The following is a 12847-nucleotide window of genomic DNA, read 5'->3' on the forward strand; positions in this document are numbered from 1 at the left end:
GGGTCAGCGGGCCCGCAGCTCGAACCCACGCAGCCAATAGCCGGCGATCAGGTCGTCCCAGCCCAGCTCGGGTTCGCGCACGACCTCGACGTCGAGGGCGAGCAGGCGGGTGAGCAGCGCGTCGGTCTCGAGCATGGCCAGGGGTTGGCCGGGGCAGCGGTGGGCGCCGTCGCCGAACGCCAGGCCGGTGGCGTCGACGCCGCGGGGGAGCGTACGGCCCGGACACAACGCCAGCCCGTGGTCGGTCGCGCGCGGGTCAGCATTGGTGGGGCGTACGCACACGTCGACCAGGTCGCCCGGGGCCACCTCGAACCGGTCGTCGCCGTCGGCGAGGGCGATCGCGCCCCGCGCGCGGCGATAGAGGTGGCCCACGACGGGCTCCAGTCGCAGGATCTCGTGCAGGATCGCCAGCCGCTCGGTCTGCTCGGCGTCGAGGAAGCGTGCGCGCAGGGCCGCGTCGCGCAGCAGGTGCAGCGCCGCCATGCCGATGAGCTCGCGCGTGGTGACCATGCCGGCCGTGCCGTAGGTGACGCACTCCACGAGGATGTCGGCGTCGGTGTAGCCCTCGTCGATCAGGTGGCTGATCACGTCGTCGCGTCGTCGGGGCCCGGGGTGAGCCGGATCGCACCCACGACGAGCCGACACGCCGGGCCAGCGGCGTGTCAAGCGCTCCCGGGTGCGATCGAGCTCGCGGGCGCGGCGCCGGGCCCGGACCGCCGGGCGCACGTCGTGCCACCACAGCCGCGCGATGGGCACCAGCCCGGCGCGGGCGGCCCGCGCCCACTGGGCCGGCGTGCGCCCCAGGTCGCGGCGCGTGAGGTCGAACGGGGGCTGGTTGAAGAACGTGACCAGCCGTCGCGCCATGGCTTCGACGGGCGACTCGGTCAGGCCCACGACCTCGGCGGTGACCTCCACGGCGAAGTCGAGGGCGAGGTCGTCGAGCATGAACGTGTCCTGGGCGACGGCGGCGGCGAGGCGCCGGTCGGCGACCTCGGCCATCAGCCCGGCATATCGCTCGGCGACGACCTTCGGCGCGAAGAAGCGGCCCACCTTCGAGCGCTGCTCGTCGTGCAGCGGGCCGTCGGAGACGAGGATGGGGTGGTGCCTCAGCACTCCCTTGGGGATGTGTTCGGCGGTGAACCCGGCCTGGGTCGTGCGGTCGCGGGCACGCAACACCTGCCGCGCGGCCTCGAGCGAGCGGATGCGCCACAGCGTCCCGCCGGCCTGCATCGGCACCCGTTCGACGCGGGGCCCGTCGGGCTCGCCGGGACGCGTGGCGATCCGGTCGTTCATCGCGTCGCTCGCCGGAGGGACCCGGGGGCGGGCAGGAGGCCCGTGGTCGGGACCGTCCAGATGTCCTCGCCGGCCGCGCCCCAGCCCTCCAACAGCGCGTTGGCGGCCTGCACGCCGGTCACCGCCGCGCGCTCCATCAGCGCCACCGGGTGTTCGCAGCGGATCGTGTCACCGGCCAGCACCAGCCGCGGGTCGGGGGTGCGTACGCCAGGCCGTGACGCCCACGGCTCCAGCCCGACCAGCCCGCAGTCGTCACGCAGCAGCCACTCCTCGGCGACCACCGCGGCGCCGTCGACCTCCGGGTATGCCCGCACGAGCTGGCGCCACAGCTCCTCGCGCACCCAGCGCTCGTCGCCGTGGCGGGGGTCGCGTGACGGGTCGAGGGCGTAGGCGTGCAGCTCGACGACCGAGCCGCCGTTCTCGGCGCGCCACCGTGCCGCGCCGGCCTCGAACCGCTCGAGCACCGAGATGTTGTCCAGCGGGCCGAACGCCGCAGTCCCGAGGAACGCGGGCCGCTCGTCGGCCACCGGCCGATCGAGCCACACCCGCCACACGGCGAACGGCGGCGCGCTGCGGATGCGGGCCACCGCCGCCTGCCACGCCTGCCAGTCGGGGACGCCGGGGTCGGGCAGCGCGTCCACCAGGTCGCGTGTGACCGGCGGCTCGGTCGCCAGGACCACAGCGTCGCCGTCGAGGTCGGCCAGGGCGGCGACGGGCGCGCCCAGGCGGACATCGACGCCCAGCCGGCGCAGGTGCGCGAGCTGGGGCGCCCACAGCGCGGTGTCGTAGTCGTCGTCGGGCACGTCGAACAGCAGGCCCTCGGCCGAGCCGGTGAAGTAGGCGTGGAACATCGCGACCAGCTCGCCGGCGGAGAACTCGCTGGGGTGGGCGAAGAACGACCGGGCGAACACCTCCAGGGCCAGGTGGCGGGCCCCGGTGGGGAAGCGGAGCCGGTCGAGGAACGCCTCGGCCGACTCGCCGTCGTGGGCGGTGAAGGTGCCGGGGAAGCGGACGCGGACGAGCTCCAGCGCGGCAGCCACGTCGACCCGGGCCAAGCCGGTGACGGGGAACGTCGGGCTGCGGCGGACGAAGTCGAGGATGCTGAACGGCGGCGTCTTCGGCAGCTCGGCGAAGGAGTCGGTGGGGCCGTCGGCGAGCCGCAGGGGATAGTCGTCGACCGGCACCAGCCGGGCCAGGGCCGGGTCGGCGCGCCGCAGCAGCGCGCGCAGCGTGTAGTACTGGCGGAAGAACGCGTGGAAGCCGCGTGACATCGTGCGGTCGTCGGCGACCGGCCACGCACGCACGCGGCCGCCGAGCTGGTGTTCGCGCTCGTGCAGGGTGACGCGTACGCCACGCTCGGCCAGCACGGTCGCCGCCGCAAGGCCCGCGATGCCGCCGCCGACGACGTCGACGCGGCGGGGCTCGGCCACCCGGGGGGCGCCGGAGGGGCCCAGGTGGCGTACCGCACGCCGGTCGCGGCCCGGCCGCCAGGGCCGAGTCATCGCGCGTCCCGCGACGTGGGCGCGTCCTCGGGCGTGCGCGCGACGAAGGTGTGCAGGATGCCGCGCTGCCAGTCGCGGGTGGTGCGCACGGCGACGTCGGTGAAGCCGGCGTCGGCCAGCCGGTGCATGAACCGCTCGGGGCTGTCGAACGAGCGCCCGCTGTGCCACAGGTAGCGGTACAGCGACGTGTCGCGCAGCAGCACCGCGCTCATCGGGATCACCACGCCCCAGCACACCGCCGTCCACACGGCGTCGGGCGCGCCCGGGCGTACCGCATAGTCCTGGGCCACCAGCCAGCCGCCGGGCTCCAGTGCGTCGCGTACGCGGGCCACCGCGGCGTCGCGTTCGGCCTCGGGGATGTTGCGGAACAGGTATGCCGCCAGCGCGCCCGTCGGCGGCGGCCCGTCGGCGAGCAGGTCGACCGCGTCATCGGCCCGCCCGTGGACGAACGACACCCCGTTGGGCCAGCGCTTGGCGCGGGCCTGCGCCAGCATTCCCTCCGAGGCGTCCACGCCGAGCACCTCCAGGGCACCCGCGTCGACCAGCGCACGCGTCGAGGCGCCCGAACCGCAGCCCAGGTCGAGCAGGGGCCCCGAACCGGCCCGGCGTACGAGCTCGTCGGCGGCAGCCCGGAGGTGGGCGTGGTAGCCGGGGTTGAGCGCGACCATCAGGTCGTAGCGCCGGGCGGCGTGATCGAAGCCGGAGGTGACGTCAGTGGTCATGGTGCTCCTGAGAAGGGCGGCGTCGCGGGTCCTGCGCGACCCACAACAGCATCGTCATGGTGACCATCGAGAACCCGAAACCGAAGTCTTCGACGGGGATGTCCCACGGGGCGCGCAGGCCCAGCATCTGACGGGGGGAGTAGAGGACGATCGGGTCGGACAGCTTGGTGAGCCAGCCGTCGACGAGCGTCTGGAAGAAGAACACGATGGCCATGGAGATCCAGTACTGGGCGCGGCGGAACAGGCCGGTACGCAGCCACAGCAGCTCCAGGGCCACCACCGCGACCATCGACACCACGGTCAGCACGGTGTATTCAGGCATCGGCACCTCCCCGCGTACGCCACGCCCGCAGCCAGCGCAGGCACGTGCCGACGGCCTCGAGGGTGAGCAGGCCGCAGATCGGGATGACGACGAAGAACACCAGTTCCTCCAACGGCATGCGCAGGGGAAGGTGGATCCCGGAGATGAAGCGGGGGTTGTACGACCAGTGGTCGCGCAGGATGCCCACGACGTCCCAGATCGAGAAGACCACCACCACCGGGACCAGGGCGCGCAACAGGCGCCCCGACCGTCGGTAGACCCGGGCGCGGAAGACGAACTCCAGCGGCAGGGTGATCAGGAGGCAGCCGCCCATCAACAGCAGGTACTGCAACCGGTCGTCGATGGTCTGCTCCTCTCCCCATGGCACCGCTGTCGGCACCTGCGTGGCAGCCTATCCCCAGGCCATCGGCGAGGATGGACCCATGACCACCTCGATCCTCTGGCTGCGTCGCGACCTGCGCCGTCACGACCTCCCCGCGCTCGCCGCGGCCGCCGACGACGGTGACAGCGTCCTGCCGCTGTTCGTCGCCGACCCCGCGTTGATGGCCTCCGCCGGACCCGTGCGGGGTCACTGCCTCCTCGACGCACTGGAGCACGTGCGGACGGCGTACGACGGTGCGCTGGTCGTGCGCTGCGGTGATCCGGTCGAGGTGGTGGCGCGGGTCGCCCGCGAGGTCGGAGCCGACCGCGTGCACGTCTCGGGGGAGGTGCACCCGTACGGGCGGCGGCGCGACGTCCGCGTACGCGCGGCCCTGGCCGCGGAGGGCCGCGCGCTGGTCGCCACCGGGACCCCGTACGCCGTCGACCCCGGCACGATCCGCAAGGGTGACGGGGACCCGTTCAAGGTGTTCACGCCGTTCTCGAAGGCGTGGCGGACGCGCCTGGCCGACCGGGGGTACTCGCCCGTCCCCGACGTCTTGCCGCGCTGGGTGCGCGGCGTGGAGACCGAGCCGCTGGAGGCGGTGCGCGCGCTGGGGCAGGGGGGCGGCGAGGACGTCGACCTGCCGCCCTGCAGCGAGGAGGCCGCCCTGGCGCGGTGGGCGGAGTTCCTCGACGACGGCCTCGCGAACTATGCCGACGCCCGCGACCGGCCCGACCTCGACGGGACCTCGCAGCTGTCGATGCACCTGAAGTACGGAACCATCCACCCGCGCCGGCTGCTGGCCGACCTGGCGGACGCGGCCCAGCGGACGGGTCGCGCCGAACAGGAGGGTCGGGCCGGAGCCGCGGACGAGGGTGTCGACCGGTTCGTGACCGAGCTGTGCTGGCGCGAGTTCTACGCCGACGTGCTCCACCACCACCCCGAGTCGGCCTGGGCCGACCTGCGACCCGAGCTGGCGCGGCTGGCGTACGACGACCCCGACACCGACGAAGACGTCGCCGAGGTGTTCGCCGCGTGGCAGGAGGGGCGTACGGGGTTCCCGATCGTGGACGCCGGGATGCGCCAGCTGCGCGCCACCGGATGGATGCACAACCGGATGCGGATGGTGACGGCGTCGTTCCTGACCAAGGACCTCCACATCTGGTGGCCGCACGGCGCCCGCCACTTCCTGCACTGGCTGCGCGACGGCGACGTCGCCAGCAACAACCACGGCTGGCAGTGGGTGGCCGGCACCGGCACCGACGCCGCCCCGTACTTCCGGGTGTTCAACCCCGTGACCCAGGGCAAGAAGTTCGACCCGCAGGGCGACTACGTGCGCCTGTGGGTGCCCGAGCTCGCCCACCTGCCCGGCGCGAAGGTGCACGAACCGTGGACCGTTGCCGACGGGTATGCCCAGGGCTACCCCGAGCCTGTCGTCGACCACGGCGAGGAGCGCGCCGAGGCGCTGCGCCGCTACCAGGTGGCCCGCGGCTGAGCTACGCCGGCCGCGGGGCGCGGACGCGGATCGGGCCCACGACGTCTGGCTGTACGGCACCGCGGGGTGCTCCCCGCGCCAGCGGGGACGATCCGTCTGTGTCACGTCGTTGAGAGGTCTTGAGCCCGGGTGTTCTCGAGATCGTCCGTGTGGTCTCGTCTCCTAGTACGCCGGTACGGCGTGTCGCCGGAGCGTACGCAGGCCCCCAGGGCCCCGATACGCCACCATGGTCCAGTGAGCCACGTGGAGACTCCCGAAACCAAGCCGAACTGGACCCGCTACCTGAAGTCCTGGTGGGCCCTGCTGGCGCTTTTGGTCGCACTGGTCGTGCTCGCCGTTCCGGTCGTGCTCTTCGTCACCAACCCCGAGCGGGCGGTGGTCATCCGTCACCTCGAGGCCATCGAGAAGGCGAACGCGAAGAAGGCGATCGCGCAGTGCACCGACGCGCCCGGGCCGCTGCTGACCGACGACGTCCTTCGCCGCCAGCGCTCGGTCAACCTCGGCATCGGCCTGTTCGAGGTCGAGGCGCCGAAGAAGGTCGACGGGAAGTCGCTGGTGACGGCCCGCTGGAAGCTCCTCGACGTGCCCCACGAGGAGACGTTCGTCGTCAACGGCGGCCGCATCGAGAATTGCACGCGCAAGCTCGAGGGCCTCTCCCCGGCGAACCTGGTCAACATCCACGCCCTGCCCCTGCCCGACGACACCCGCGTGTTCGCCGGGTCCTACCACGTGGGCGCCCAGCATCCCCTGCTCGGCCTCGCGGCCAACGGCGAGAACCCCGCCCGGGTACGCGTGGTCGCCACCGATGCGATGCGGCCCATGACCGTCGGCGTGCTACGTGACCAGATCCCCGCGATCGGCAGGGCGCTGGCCACCGAGGCGGCCACCTGCACCGCGGCCGGCACCTGCCCCGCACTGCCTGCCGGCACCGAGATCGTCGGCGTCGACGACGCGGCGACCCCCACGATCCGTGAGGTACGCGACAAGCGCCTTCTCCTCGACGTCCCCGTCCGTACGCGGACCGTCGGACAGGCCGGCACCCGCACCATCGCCGCCTGGCTGACGGTCGCCAACGGCAAGGTCGTCGCCGCCGATCTCCACTGAACCACCCGGCCGGTGAGCCCACGGAAGGGGTGGGTTCGGCGTACGGGTTGCGAAAGCGCTCCGACGCGGCGCACCATGTCCCCCATCGACTGGGGGGTGCGACGGTTGGGAGTCAACGAGAGCCTGTGGATCTGGCAGATCGTGCTGCCGGCCTTCTTCATGCTCGTGCTGGGCATCATTGTCTACGTGGTGTTCCGCCCGCCGAAGGGCTTCGGGCCGAAGGTCTACCTGCCGCGCCACCTCACGCCCGACCAGGAACGCAACATCGCCCGCTACATCCTGTCCGGCAACCGCGTGTGGGCCATCCACCTCTACGAGGAGATGACCGGCGCCGACCAGGCAGAGGCGAGGTACGCCATCGACCACTGGGGCGAGAGGTGACCCATCACCCGGGATCCTGGCGCCCCGTGCCGGACCAGCAGCCACCCAGCCAGTACGCGCCGCCCGGCTCCTACCCGCCGCTCGGGCACCGGCCACCTCCGCGACCCGCCCGCCACCCCCTGTTCGGGCTGGCCCTCGCGCCGCTGGTGATGATCGCCTGCGTCACCCTCGCCGGCCCGGTGCTCACGAACTTCCTGCTCGCCAGGACCGACGACCCCGACGCGTGGAACGTCATGATGCTGGGTGTCCTCGCCCTGGGCGTCGGACTCGTCGCCACGCTGGGCGGGTTCGTCCTCGCCGGGGTCGTCGGCGTGGTCGTGCTGAAGCTGCGCTGGTGGTGGCTGCCCGTCTCGTTCGGGCTCGGGGTCGTGCTGCTCGTGCTCGGTGCGCTCACCCGCGTCCTCGACGGCGCCCAGGGGCTCGCCTTCGCTGCGCCCTATCTCGCCGCGCTCACCGCACCGCCGGTCGGTACGCCCCGCGAGGGCCTTGTCATACCCGCGGTGCTCGCGGTGGTGGCTGCCGTCGTCGGCGTACTCCTCGCACGAACGGTGCTCTGACCCCGCTGAACGTGTGCCGGGGGGCCGTCCCCCCCGGGCATTCAATTTTGCGATGGGCTCATAGCTGAGGTTAATGTGGGGCCGCGCAATCCCGCGTACCCAAACAAGGAGATGTCATGCCCCTCACGGGTCTGTTCCTCGGCGCGCTGCTCGGCTTTGTGCTCCAGCGCGGCCGCTTCTGCGTCACGGGAGCCTTCCGCGACGTCGTCCTCGCCCGCCGCTACCGCTTCCTGATCGCATTCCTGATCGTCATCGCCGTCCAGTCGGTCGGCGTGTTCGCGCTCCAGTCGGCAGGCGTCATCACGCTGTCGTTCAAGCAGTTGCCGCTGCTCGCCGTCGTCGGTGGGTCGCTGCTGTTCGGCGTCTCGATCATCCTCGCCGGCGGCTGCGCCACCGGAACCTACTACCGCGCGGGCGAGGGCCTCGTCGGCTCCTGGATCGCGCTCGTCGCGTACGCCGGGTTCGCCGCCATCATGAAGTACGGCGCGCTCAAGCCCTTCGACACCGCCGTCCGGGCGCAGACCGTGCCCGCCACCACCATCCAGGACTCGCTCGGACTCTCGCCGTGGGTCCTCGTCGTCCTGCTCGTCGCCGGCGTCGCGTACGCCGCGGTCCGCCACCTCCGAAAGCCCGCCCTCAAGGTCGCGACGCTGCCGCCGGAGCGCACCGGCCTCGCGCATCTCCTGCTCGAGAAGCCCTGGCACCCGTTCGTCACCGCGCTGCTCATCGGCGCCATCGCGATCGCGGCCTATCCGCTGTCGTACGCCGCCGGCCGTCAGTCCGGGCTCGGCATCACCACCCCGTCGGCGAACATCACGTCGTTCCTCGTCACGGGCAACCCGAAGATGGTCGACTGGGGCGTGTGGCTCGTCGTCGGGATCCTGGTCGGCTCGTTCGTCGCCGCCAAGGCCTCCGGCGAGTTCCGCGTACGCGTCCCCGACGCCCCCACCGTCGTGAAGTCCATCGCCGGCGGGATCGGCATGGGCGTCGGCGCCTCGCTCGCCGGCGGCTGCACCATCGGCAACTCGATGGTCCAGACCGCCCAGTTCTCCTACCAGGGCTGGCTGTCGTTCCTGTTCACGTTCGTCGGCGTGGCCATCGGAACGCGCCTGTTCATCACCAACCCCGCCCGGGCGAAGGCCGCCGGCCGACCCGCCACCGTGGCGGTCCCGGCCTGACCCTGCGCCCCACCAGACCCGCATCTGCCAACCACAACCACGAAGGAGCCACCATGGCCACCCACACCCTCGAGACCAACGGCGCCGTCTGCCCCTTCCCGCTCGTCGAGGCCAAGCAGGCCATGGCCGAGCTCCCCGTCGGCGACGAGCTCGTCATCGGCTTCGACTGCACCCAGGCTACCGAGTCGATCCCCGCCTGGGCGGCCGAGGAGGGCTATCCCGTGACCGACTACCGCAAAGTGGGCGACGCCGGCTGGACCATCACCGTCCAGAAGGCCTGAACGCGTGCGCGGGCCCGCGTCCCTGCCGGGATGCGGGCCCGCGCGCCACTCCGGCCTCGGTGCAGCCGCCCTCGGCGTCCTCCCCGGGCCGGGCTAGCGTGCGCGCTCGACGAGCAACGCGACCTGCACACGCGATGTCGCGTCGAGCTTGGTCATGAGCCGGCTCAGATGGGTCTTCACCGTCGCCTCGCCGAGATGGAGCCGTGCGGCGATCTCGGGGTTCGACAGGCCCTCCCACACCAGACGGGCGATCTCTTGCTCGCGCTCGCTCAACGAGTGAAGCTGGCGTACGGCCTCGTCGCGGCCCGAGGACCGGCCCGCCGTGAAGTGACTGACGAGGTGCCTGGTGCTCCGCGGCGACAGGAACGCCTCGCCCGCCATCACCGTGTGGACCGCGCGTCGCATGTCCTCCGGTGAGGTGTCCTTGAGCAGGAACCCCGACGCCCCCGCCTCGAGCGCCGCATACACGAACCGGTCGAGGTCGTAGGACGTCAGCACGATCACCTTCGGCGGCAGCACACGGCGCTGCAGCAGGGCCGTCGCGTCGACCCCACCCACCCGCTGCATGCGGATGTCCATCAGCACCACGTCGGGCGAATGCCGGTTGCAGGCCTCGACGACCTCGTCGCCGTCGGCGGCCTCGGCGACGACCTGCAGGTCGGGGTCGTGGCTCAGGATCGCGCGTACGCCGGCGCGCGCCATCGAGTCGTCGTCGACGACCAGCACGCGGATGGGATGGGGGAGCGGCACCCCGCGATCCTAGGCCGTCACCGCGTCCTCGTGTCGCCACGGCAACCGAACCGAGACCTCGAACCAGCCGTCGTCGGTCGGCCCGGCCGAGAACTGCCCGTCGAGCGCGCCGACACGCTCACGCATGCCGATCAGACCCGAGCCCGACCCCGGCGCCATCGGCTCGCCCCCGGTGAGCGGGTTGCGGACGGTGAGGCTCACACCGTCCTGGGGCGTGGCCCGCAGGTCGAGCCCCACCCGCGACCCCGGCGCGTGCTTCACCACGTTGGTCAAGGCCTCCTGCACGAGGCGGAACACCGCCCGGTTCAACAGCTCCCCCGCATCTTGCGGGTCGCACAGCATCACGAACGCGTTCACCTGCACGCCCGCCGCCATCGTCGAGTCGATCACGTCGGCGACGTCGGCCATGCCGTAGCGGGGGATCTGCACCGGCTCCTCCACCGGGCCCGCAGGCTGCGGGTTGCGCAGCGCCCCGATGAGGTCGCGCAGGTCTTCCAACGAACGGTGCGCGTTGTCGCGGACGACCTGGGCCGCCTCCGACACATTCGGGTCACCGGAGCGTGCCGCGTCCTCCAGCGCACCCGAGTGGAGGCTGACCAACGACAGCCGGTGGGCGAGCGCGTCGTGGATCTCACGGGCCAGCCGCTCCCGCTCCGCCTGCTGGGCGACCTGGACGCCCAGGTCTTCCGCACGCTGCTCGACCTTCTCGACGCGGGCATCGGCCTCGGCGATCTGGGTGCGGCTGCGGCGGTGCCAGCCGAGCGCCAGCGCCGCGACGAACGCCGTCGCCATCACCAGCGTGTGGACCAACGCGATCGTCACCCCACGCTCGGCGATCCCCGAGATGGGGATGCGGAACCACACCAGCCGGGCGAGCACGAACAACGAGCCGGACGCCCCCAGCGCGATCGCCCGCGTACGCTCCCGCGCACTGCCGTGGGCGACGAGCTGGGCCATGCCGACCAGCAGCACCACCGCATCGAGCTGGAGCACGACGGCGATCACCAGTCCGGTCCCCAGCACCCACCACGGGTGCCTGCGTCGGACGAACACCGACAGCGACAGCAGAATCGCCAAGAACCAGCAGGCCATCGCCAAGGTGTTGCCGATCGTCTGGTTGGTCACCGGGTCGCGGGACGCGATGAACCACGGCGTCTCCATCATCACCAGCGTCGACGCGAACAGCGCCACCACCCACACGACGACGTTGACCAGAAACGTGACGATGCGGTGGCTCCAGGTGCGCAACCGTCGGTCGGACAGGGTCATGGCGCGATCGTATTGCCCCGCTCAGACATCCGCCGTCGTTCGGCCGGACGGGCACGTTCACCCGTTCGGGGGACACCGGGTCGAGCCGCTTGGGCGACGCGCGAACCCTGCGGTGGCAAGGATTCTGGAGGCATCCCGACCGCCGGTACGCCGGCCAGACACCCAGGAGTCCCACCATGAACCAGCCCCCGCAGCCCGGTCAGCACCCGCAGCCCGATCAGCCCATGTACACCGCGTACCCGCCCCAGGCGCAGGTCGCCCCGCCCAAGAAGAAGGGCGGCTGCCTCAAGGTGGTGGGCGCCATCGTGGGCGGCATCGTCCTGCTCGCGATCCTCGCATCCGTGTTCGGTGGCGGCGGTGACGATCAGGGTTCGAGCTCGTCCCCGGGATCGAACTCGTCGGCAGGCTCGACCTCGGCCCCCGGTGCTGCCTCCACCAAGGCTCAGGCCGCAGCCATCGAGGTGACGGCGAAGCAGCTCCAGGACGAGCTCAAGGATAACGCGCTCGGTGCCTCCAACAAGTACAAGGGCAAGCGTGTCAAGGTCACGGGAACCGTGAGCACCATCGACAGCTCCGGTGCGTACTTCACCATCACCGGCGAGGAGTTCTCCTTGCAGAGCATCATGTGCCGGATCAACAAGGACCAGGCCGGTCAGGTGGCCGGGTTCTCCAAGGGCCAGCAGGTCACCGTCACCGGCACCATCACCGATGTGGGCGAGGTCATGGGCTACACGCTCAAGACAGAGTCCATCGGCTGACCGATCGACCGGCGGCTCCGGGGAGGGGCGCCGGGCCCGTGAAACAGATCATCCTCCAGCACCCGGTCCAGGGTGACCTGGAGGACGATCTGTCTCGCGTGGGTGTCGCGACCCCCGGCTACGCTCGCCCCATGGACGATGCCGAGGTGCCGTGGGCGATGCAGTTGGTGGTGCGGCACGACAAGACCGACCCGGCGGGGCACCTCGAGACGTGCGAGGCGGCGGCACGTGCGGTTGTCTCGCTGCTCGCCGACCCCGAGGCCGGGCCCGAGGGGGAGTGGGCGCAGCCGATCCACACGTGGCGCGATGGCCGCATCCGCAAGCTCGTACGCCGGGCCCGCGGCAAGCGCTGGGACGACGTCCAGGCGCTCCCCGGCGTGACGGTCGAGCAGGGCCGCGCGGCGGTCCGGGCCTTCGTCCCCGGCCCCGTGCGCCCGCTCCCGCCCGAGCTGGACAAGCTGCAGGTCTCCGGCACCGAGCTGCCCCACGAGGAGGGCCCGGTGACCGAACGGGCGCCGGTCACGATCGGCATCAGCCCGCTGATCACCATGACGACCGGCAAGGCCGCCGCCCAGTGCGGCCACGCCGCCCAGCTCATGTGGGAGGCGATGGCCCCGGACGAGCGGGCACGGTGGCAGGTGACGGGGTTCCGCGTACGCGTCGTCGAGATGTCCGAGGAGGCGTGGGCCGCGGGCCCCGGCGACGTGCACGTCGTCGACGCCGGCTTCACCGAGCTCGACGGGCCCACCGAGACCACCCGCGCCTATCTGTCCCCGCCCGGCCAGCCCTAGCCGCCGTCCGCAGGGGAAGACCCCTTCCCGTCGACGCCCACCCGCACTACCCTGCCCACGACGAACCGACGAAGGAGTCTGAC

The 12847-nt window shown here is 72.0% G+C and carries 15 protein-coding genes; 8 read left to right on the top strand and 7 right to left on the bottom strand.

From position 1 onward, the window contains the following. Positions 1–3 precede the first annotated feature (3 nt). The 5 genes from ACYVGD_RS03815 to ACYVGD_RS03835 are packed head-to-tail and all read right to left on the bottom strand — an operon-like array spanning position 4 to position 4218. Entirely contained in the window at positions 4–1293 is a 1290-nt protein-coding gene (locus ACYVGD_RS03815) for a cytochrome P450 (RefSeq protein ID WP_460741660.1), read from the bottom strand. After that, positions 1290–2795: an FAD-dependent oxidoreductase gene (locus ACYVGD_RS03820; protein ID WP_460741661.1), complete on the bottom strand. Its 1506-nt coding sequence runs from the start codon at positions 2793–2795 to the stop codon at positions 1290–1292. Before ACYVGD_RS03820 ends, ACYVGD_RS03815 begins: the two co-directional genes overlap by 4 nt. Then, the gene (locus ACYVGD_RS03825) at positions 2792–3517 is read right to left on the bottom strand and encodes a methyltransferase domain-containing protein (protein ID WP_460741662.1); all 726 of its coding nucleotides are present in this window, start codon (positions 3515–3517) and stop codon (positions 2792–2794) included. Before ACYVGD_RS03825 ends, ACYVGD_RS03820 begins: the two co-directional genes overlap by 4 nt. Next, positions 3507–3839, bottom strand: coding sequence for a lycopene cyclase domain-containing protein (locus ACYVGD_RS03830; RefSeq protein ID WP_460741663.1), 333 nt, complete (start codon positions 3837–3839; stop codon positions 3507–3509). Before ACYVGD_RS03830 ends, ACYVGD_RS03825 begins: the two co-directional genes overlap by 11 nt. Next, positions 3832–4218 (bottom strand): lycopene cyclase domain-containing protein, encoded by a 387-nt coding sequence (locus ACYVGD_RS03835; RefSeq protein ID WP_460741664.1) that lies wholly within the window; start codon positions 4216–4218, stop codon positions 3832–3834. Before ACYVGD_RS03835 ends, ACYVGD_RS03830 begins: the two co-directional genes overlap by 8 nt. A 43-nt stretch (positions 4219–4261) precedes the next feature. Between ACYVGD_RS03835 and ACYVGD_RS03840 the strand changes: the two genes are divergently transcribed. The 6 genes from ACYVGD_RS03840 to ACYVGD_RS03865 all read left to right on the top strand — a co-directional run bounded on the left by ACYVGD_RS03840 (position 4262) and on the right by ACYVGD_RS03865 (position 9196). Further along, positions 4262–5695 carry a cryptochrome/photolyase family protein gene (locus ACYVGD_RS03840; protein ID WP_460741665.1) on the top strand — a complete coding sequence of 478 codons (1434 nt, stop codon included), beginning with the start codon at positions 4262–4264 and terminating at the stop codon, positions 5693–5695. A gap of 243 nt (positions 5696–5938) precedes the next feature. Continuing rightward, positions 5939–6799 (top strand): hypothetical protein, encoded by an 861-nt coding sequence (locus ACYVGD_RS03845; protein WP_460741666.1) that lies wholly within the window; start codon positions 5939–5941, stop codon positions 6797–6799. 75 nt (positions 6800–6874) lie between these two features. Next, positions 6875–7180 (top strand): hypothetical protein, encoded by a 306-nt coding sequence (locus ACYVGD_RS03850; protein WP_460741667.1) that lies wholly within the window; start codon positions 6875–6877, stop codon positions 7178–7180. 26 nt (positions 7181–7206) lie between these two features. Continuing rightward, the gene (locus ACYVGD_RS03855; RefSeq protein WP_460741668.1) at positions 7207–7737 is read left to right on the top strand and encodes a hypothetical protein; all 531 of its coding nucleotides are present in this window, start codon (positions 7207–7209) and stop codon (positions 7735–7737) included. A gap of 116 nt (positions 7738–7853) precedes the next feature. Continuing rightward, a complete protein-coding gene (locus ACYVGD_RS03860; RefSeq protein WP_460741669.1) occupies positions 7854–8915 on the top strand; it encodes a YeeE/YedE family protein in 1062 nt (353 codons plus the stop codon). Between the two features lie 53 nt (positions 8916–8968). Then, on the top strand, positions 8969–9196 hold the full coding sequence (locus tag ACYVGD_RS03865; RefSeq protein ID WP_460741670.1) for a sulfurtransferase TusA family protein: 228 nt from the start codon (positions 8969–8971) through the stop codon (positions 9194–9196). A gap of 93 nt (positions 9197–9289) precedes the next feature. Here the strand turns inward: ACYVGD_RS03865 and ACYVGD_RS03870 are convergent, their stop codons facing one another. Then, the gene (locus ACYVGD_RS03870; RefSeq protein WP_460741671.1) at positions 9290–9946 is read right to left on the bottom strand and encodes a response regulator; all 657 of its coding nucleotides are present in this window, start codon (positions 9944–9946) and stop codon (positions 9290–9292) included. Positions 9947–9955: 9 nt separating this feature from the next. Then, positions 9956–11215, bottom strand: coding sequence for a sensor histidine kinase (locus ACYVGD_RS03875; protein ID WP_460741672.1), 1260 nt, complete (start codon positions 11213–11215; stop codon positions 9956–9958). A gap of 176 nt (positions 11216–11391) precedes the next feature. Here ACYVGD_RS03875 and ACYVGD_RS03880 point away from each other — a divergent pair, with 176 nt between their 5' ends. Together ACYVGD_RS03880 and ACYVGD_RS03885 are read left to right on the top strand one after the other, a co-directional pair. After that, positions 11392–11973, top strand: coding sequence for an OB-fold protein (locus ACYVGD_RS03880; RefSeq protein ID WP_460741673.1), 582 nt, complete (start codon positions 11392–11394; stop codon positions 11971–11973). A 158-nt stretch (positions 11974–12131) separates the two neighbouring features. Continuing rightward, positions 12132–12764 (top strand): peptidyl-tRNA hydrolase, encoded by a 633-nt coding sequence (locus ACYVGD_RS03885; protein ID WP_460741754.1) that lies wholly within the window; start codon positions 12132–12134, stop codon positions 12762–12764. The last annotated feature ends 83 nt before the right edge of the window (positions 12765–12847 follow it).

Source organism: Mariniluteicoccus endophyticus, from assembly GCF_054780035.1.

Bases quoted from the DNA above. Each gene is read 5' to 3' on its own strand.
- ACYVGD_RS03815 (WP_460741660.1), bottom strand. From the start codon at position 1,293: ATGAACGACCGGATCGCCACGCGTCCCGGCGAGCCCGACGGGCCCCGC.
- ACYVGD_RS03820 (WP_460741661.1), bottom strand. From the start codon at position 2,795: ATGACTCGGCCCTGGCGGCCGGGCCGCGACCGGCGTGCGGTACGCCAC.
- ACYVGD_RS03825 (WP_460741662.1), bottom strand. From the start codon at position 3,517: ATGACCACTGACGTCACCTCCGGCTTCGATCACGCCGCCCGGCGCTAC.
- ACYVGD_RS03830 (WP_460741663.1), bottom strand. From the start codon at position 3,839: ATGCCTGAATACACCGTGCTGACCGTGGTGTCGATGGTCGCGGTGGTG.
- ACYVGD_RS03840 (WP_460741665.1), top strand. From the start codon at position 4,262: ATGACCACCTCGATCCTCTGGCTGCGTCGCGACCTGCGCCGTCACGAC.
- ACYVGD_RS03850 (WP_460741667.1), top strand. From the start codon at position 6,875: ATGTCCCCCATCGACTGGGGGGTGCGACGGTTGGGAGTCAACGAGAGC.
- ACYVGD_RS03860 (WP_460741669.1), top strand. From the start codon at position 7,854: ATGCCCCTCACGGGTCTGTTCCTCGGCGCGCTGCTCGGCTTTGTGCTC.
- ACYVGD_RS03865 (WP_460741670.1), top strand. From the start codon at position 8,969: ATGGCCACCCACACCCTCGAGACCAACGGCGCCGTCTGCCCCTTCCCG.
- ACYVGD_RS03875 (WP_460741672.1), bottom strand. From the start codon at position 11,215: ATGACCCTGTCCGACCGACGGTTGCGCACCTGGAGCCACCGCATCGTC.
- ACYVGD_RS03880 (WP_460741673.1), top strand. From the start codon at position 11,392: ATGAACCAGCCCCCGCAGCCCGGTCAGCACCCGCAGCCCGATCAGCCC.
- ACYVGD_RS03885 (WP_460741754.1), top strand. From the start codon at position 12,132: ATGCAGTTGGTGGTGCGGCACGACAAGACCGACCCGGCGGGGCACCTC.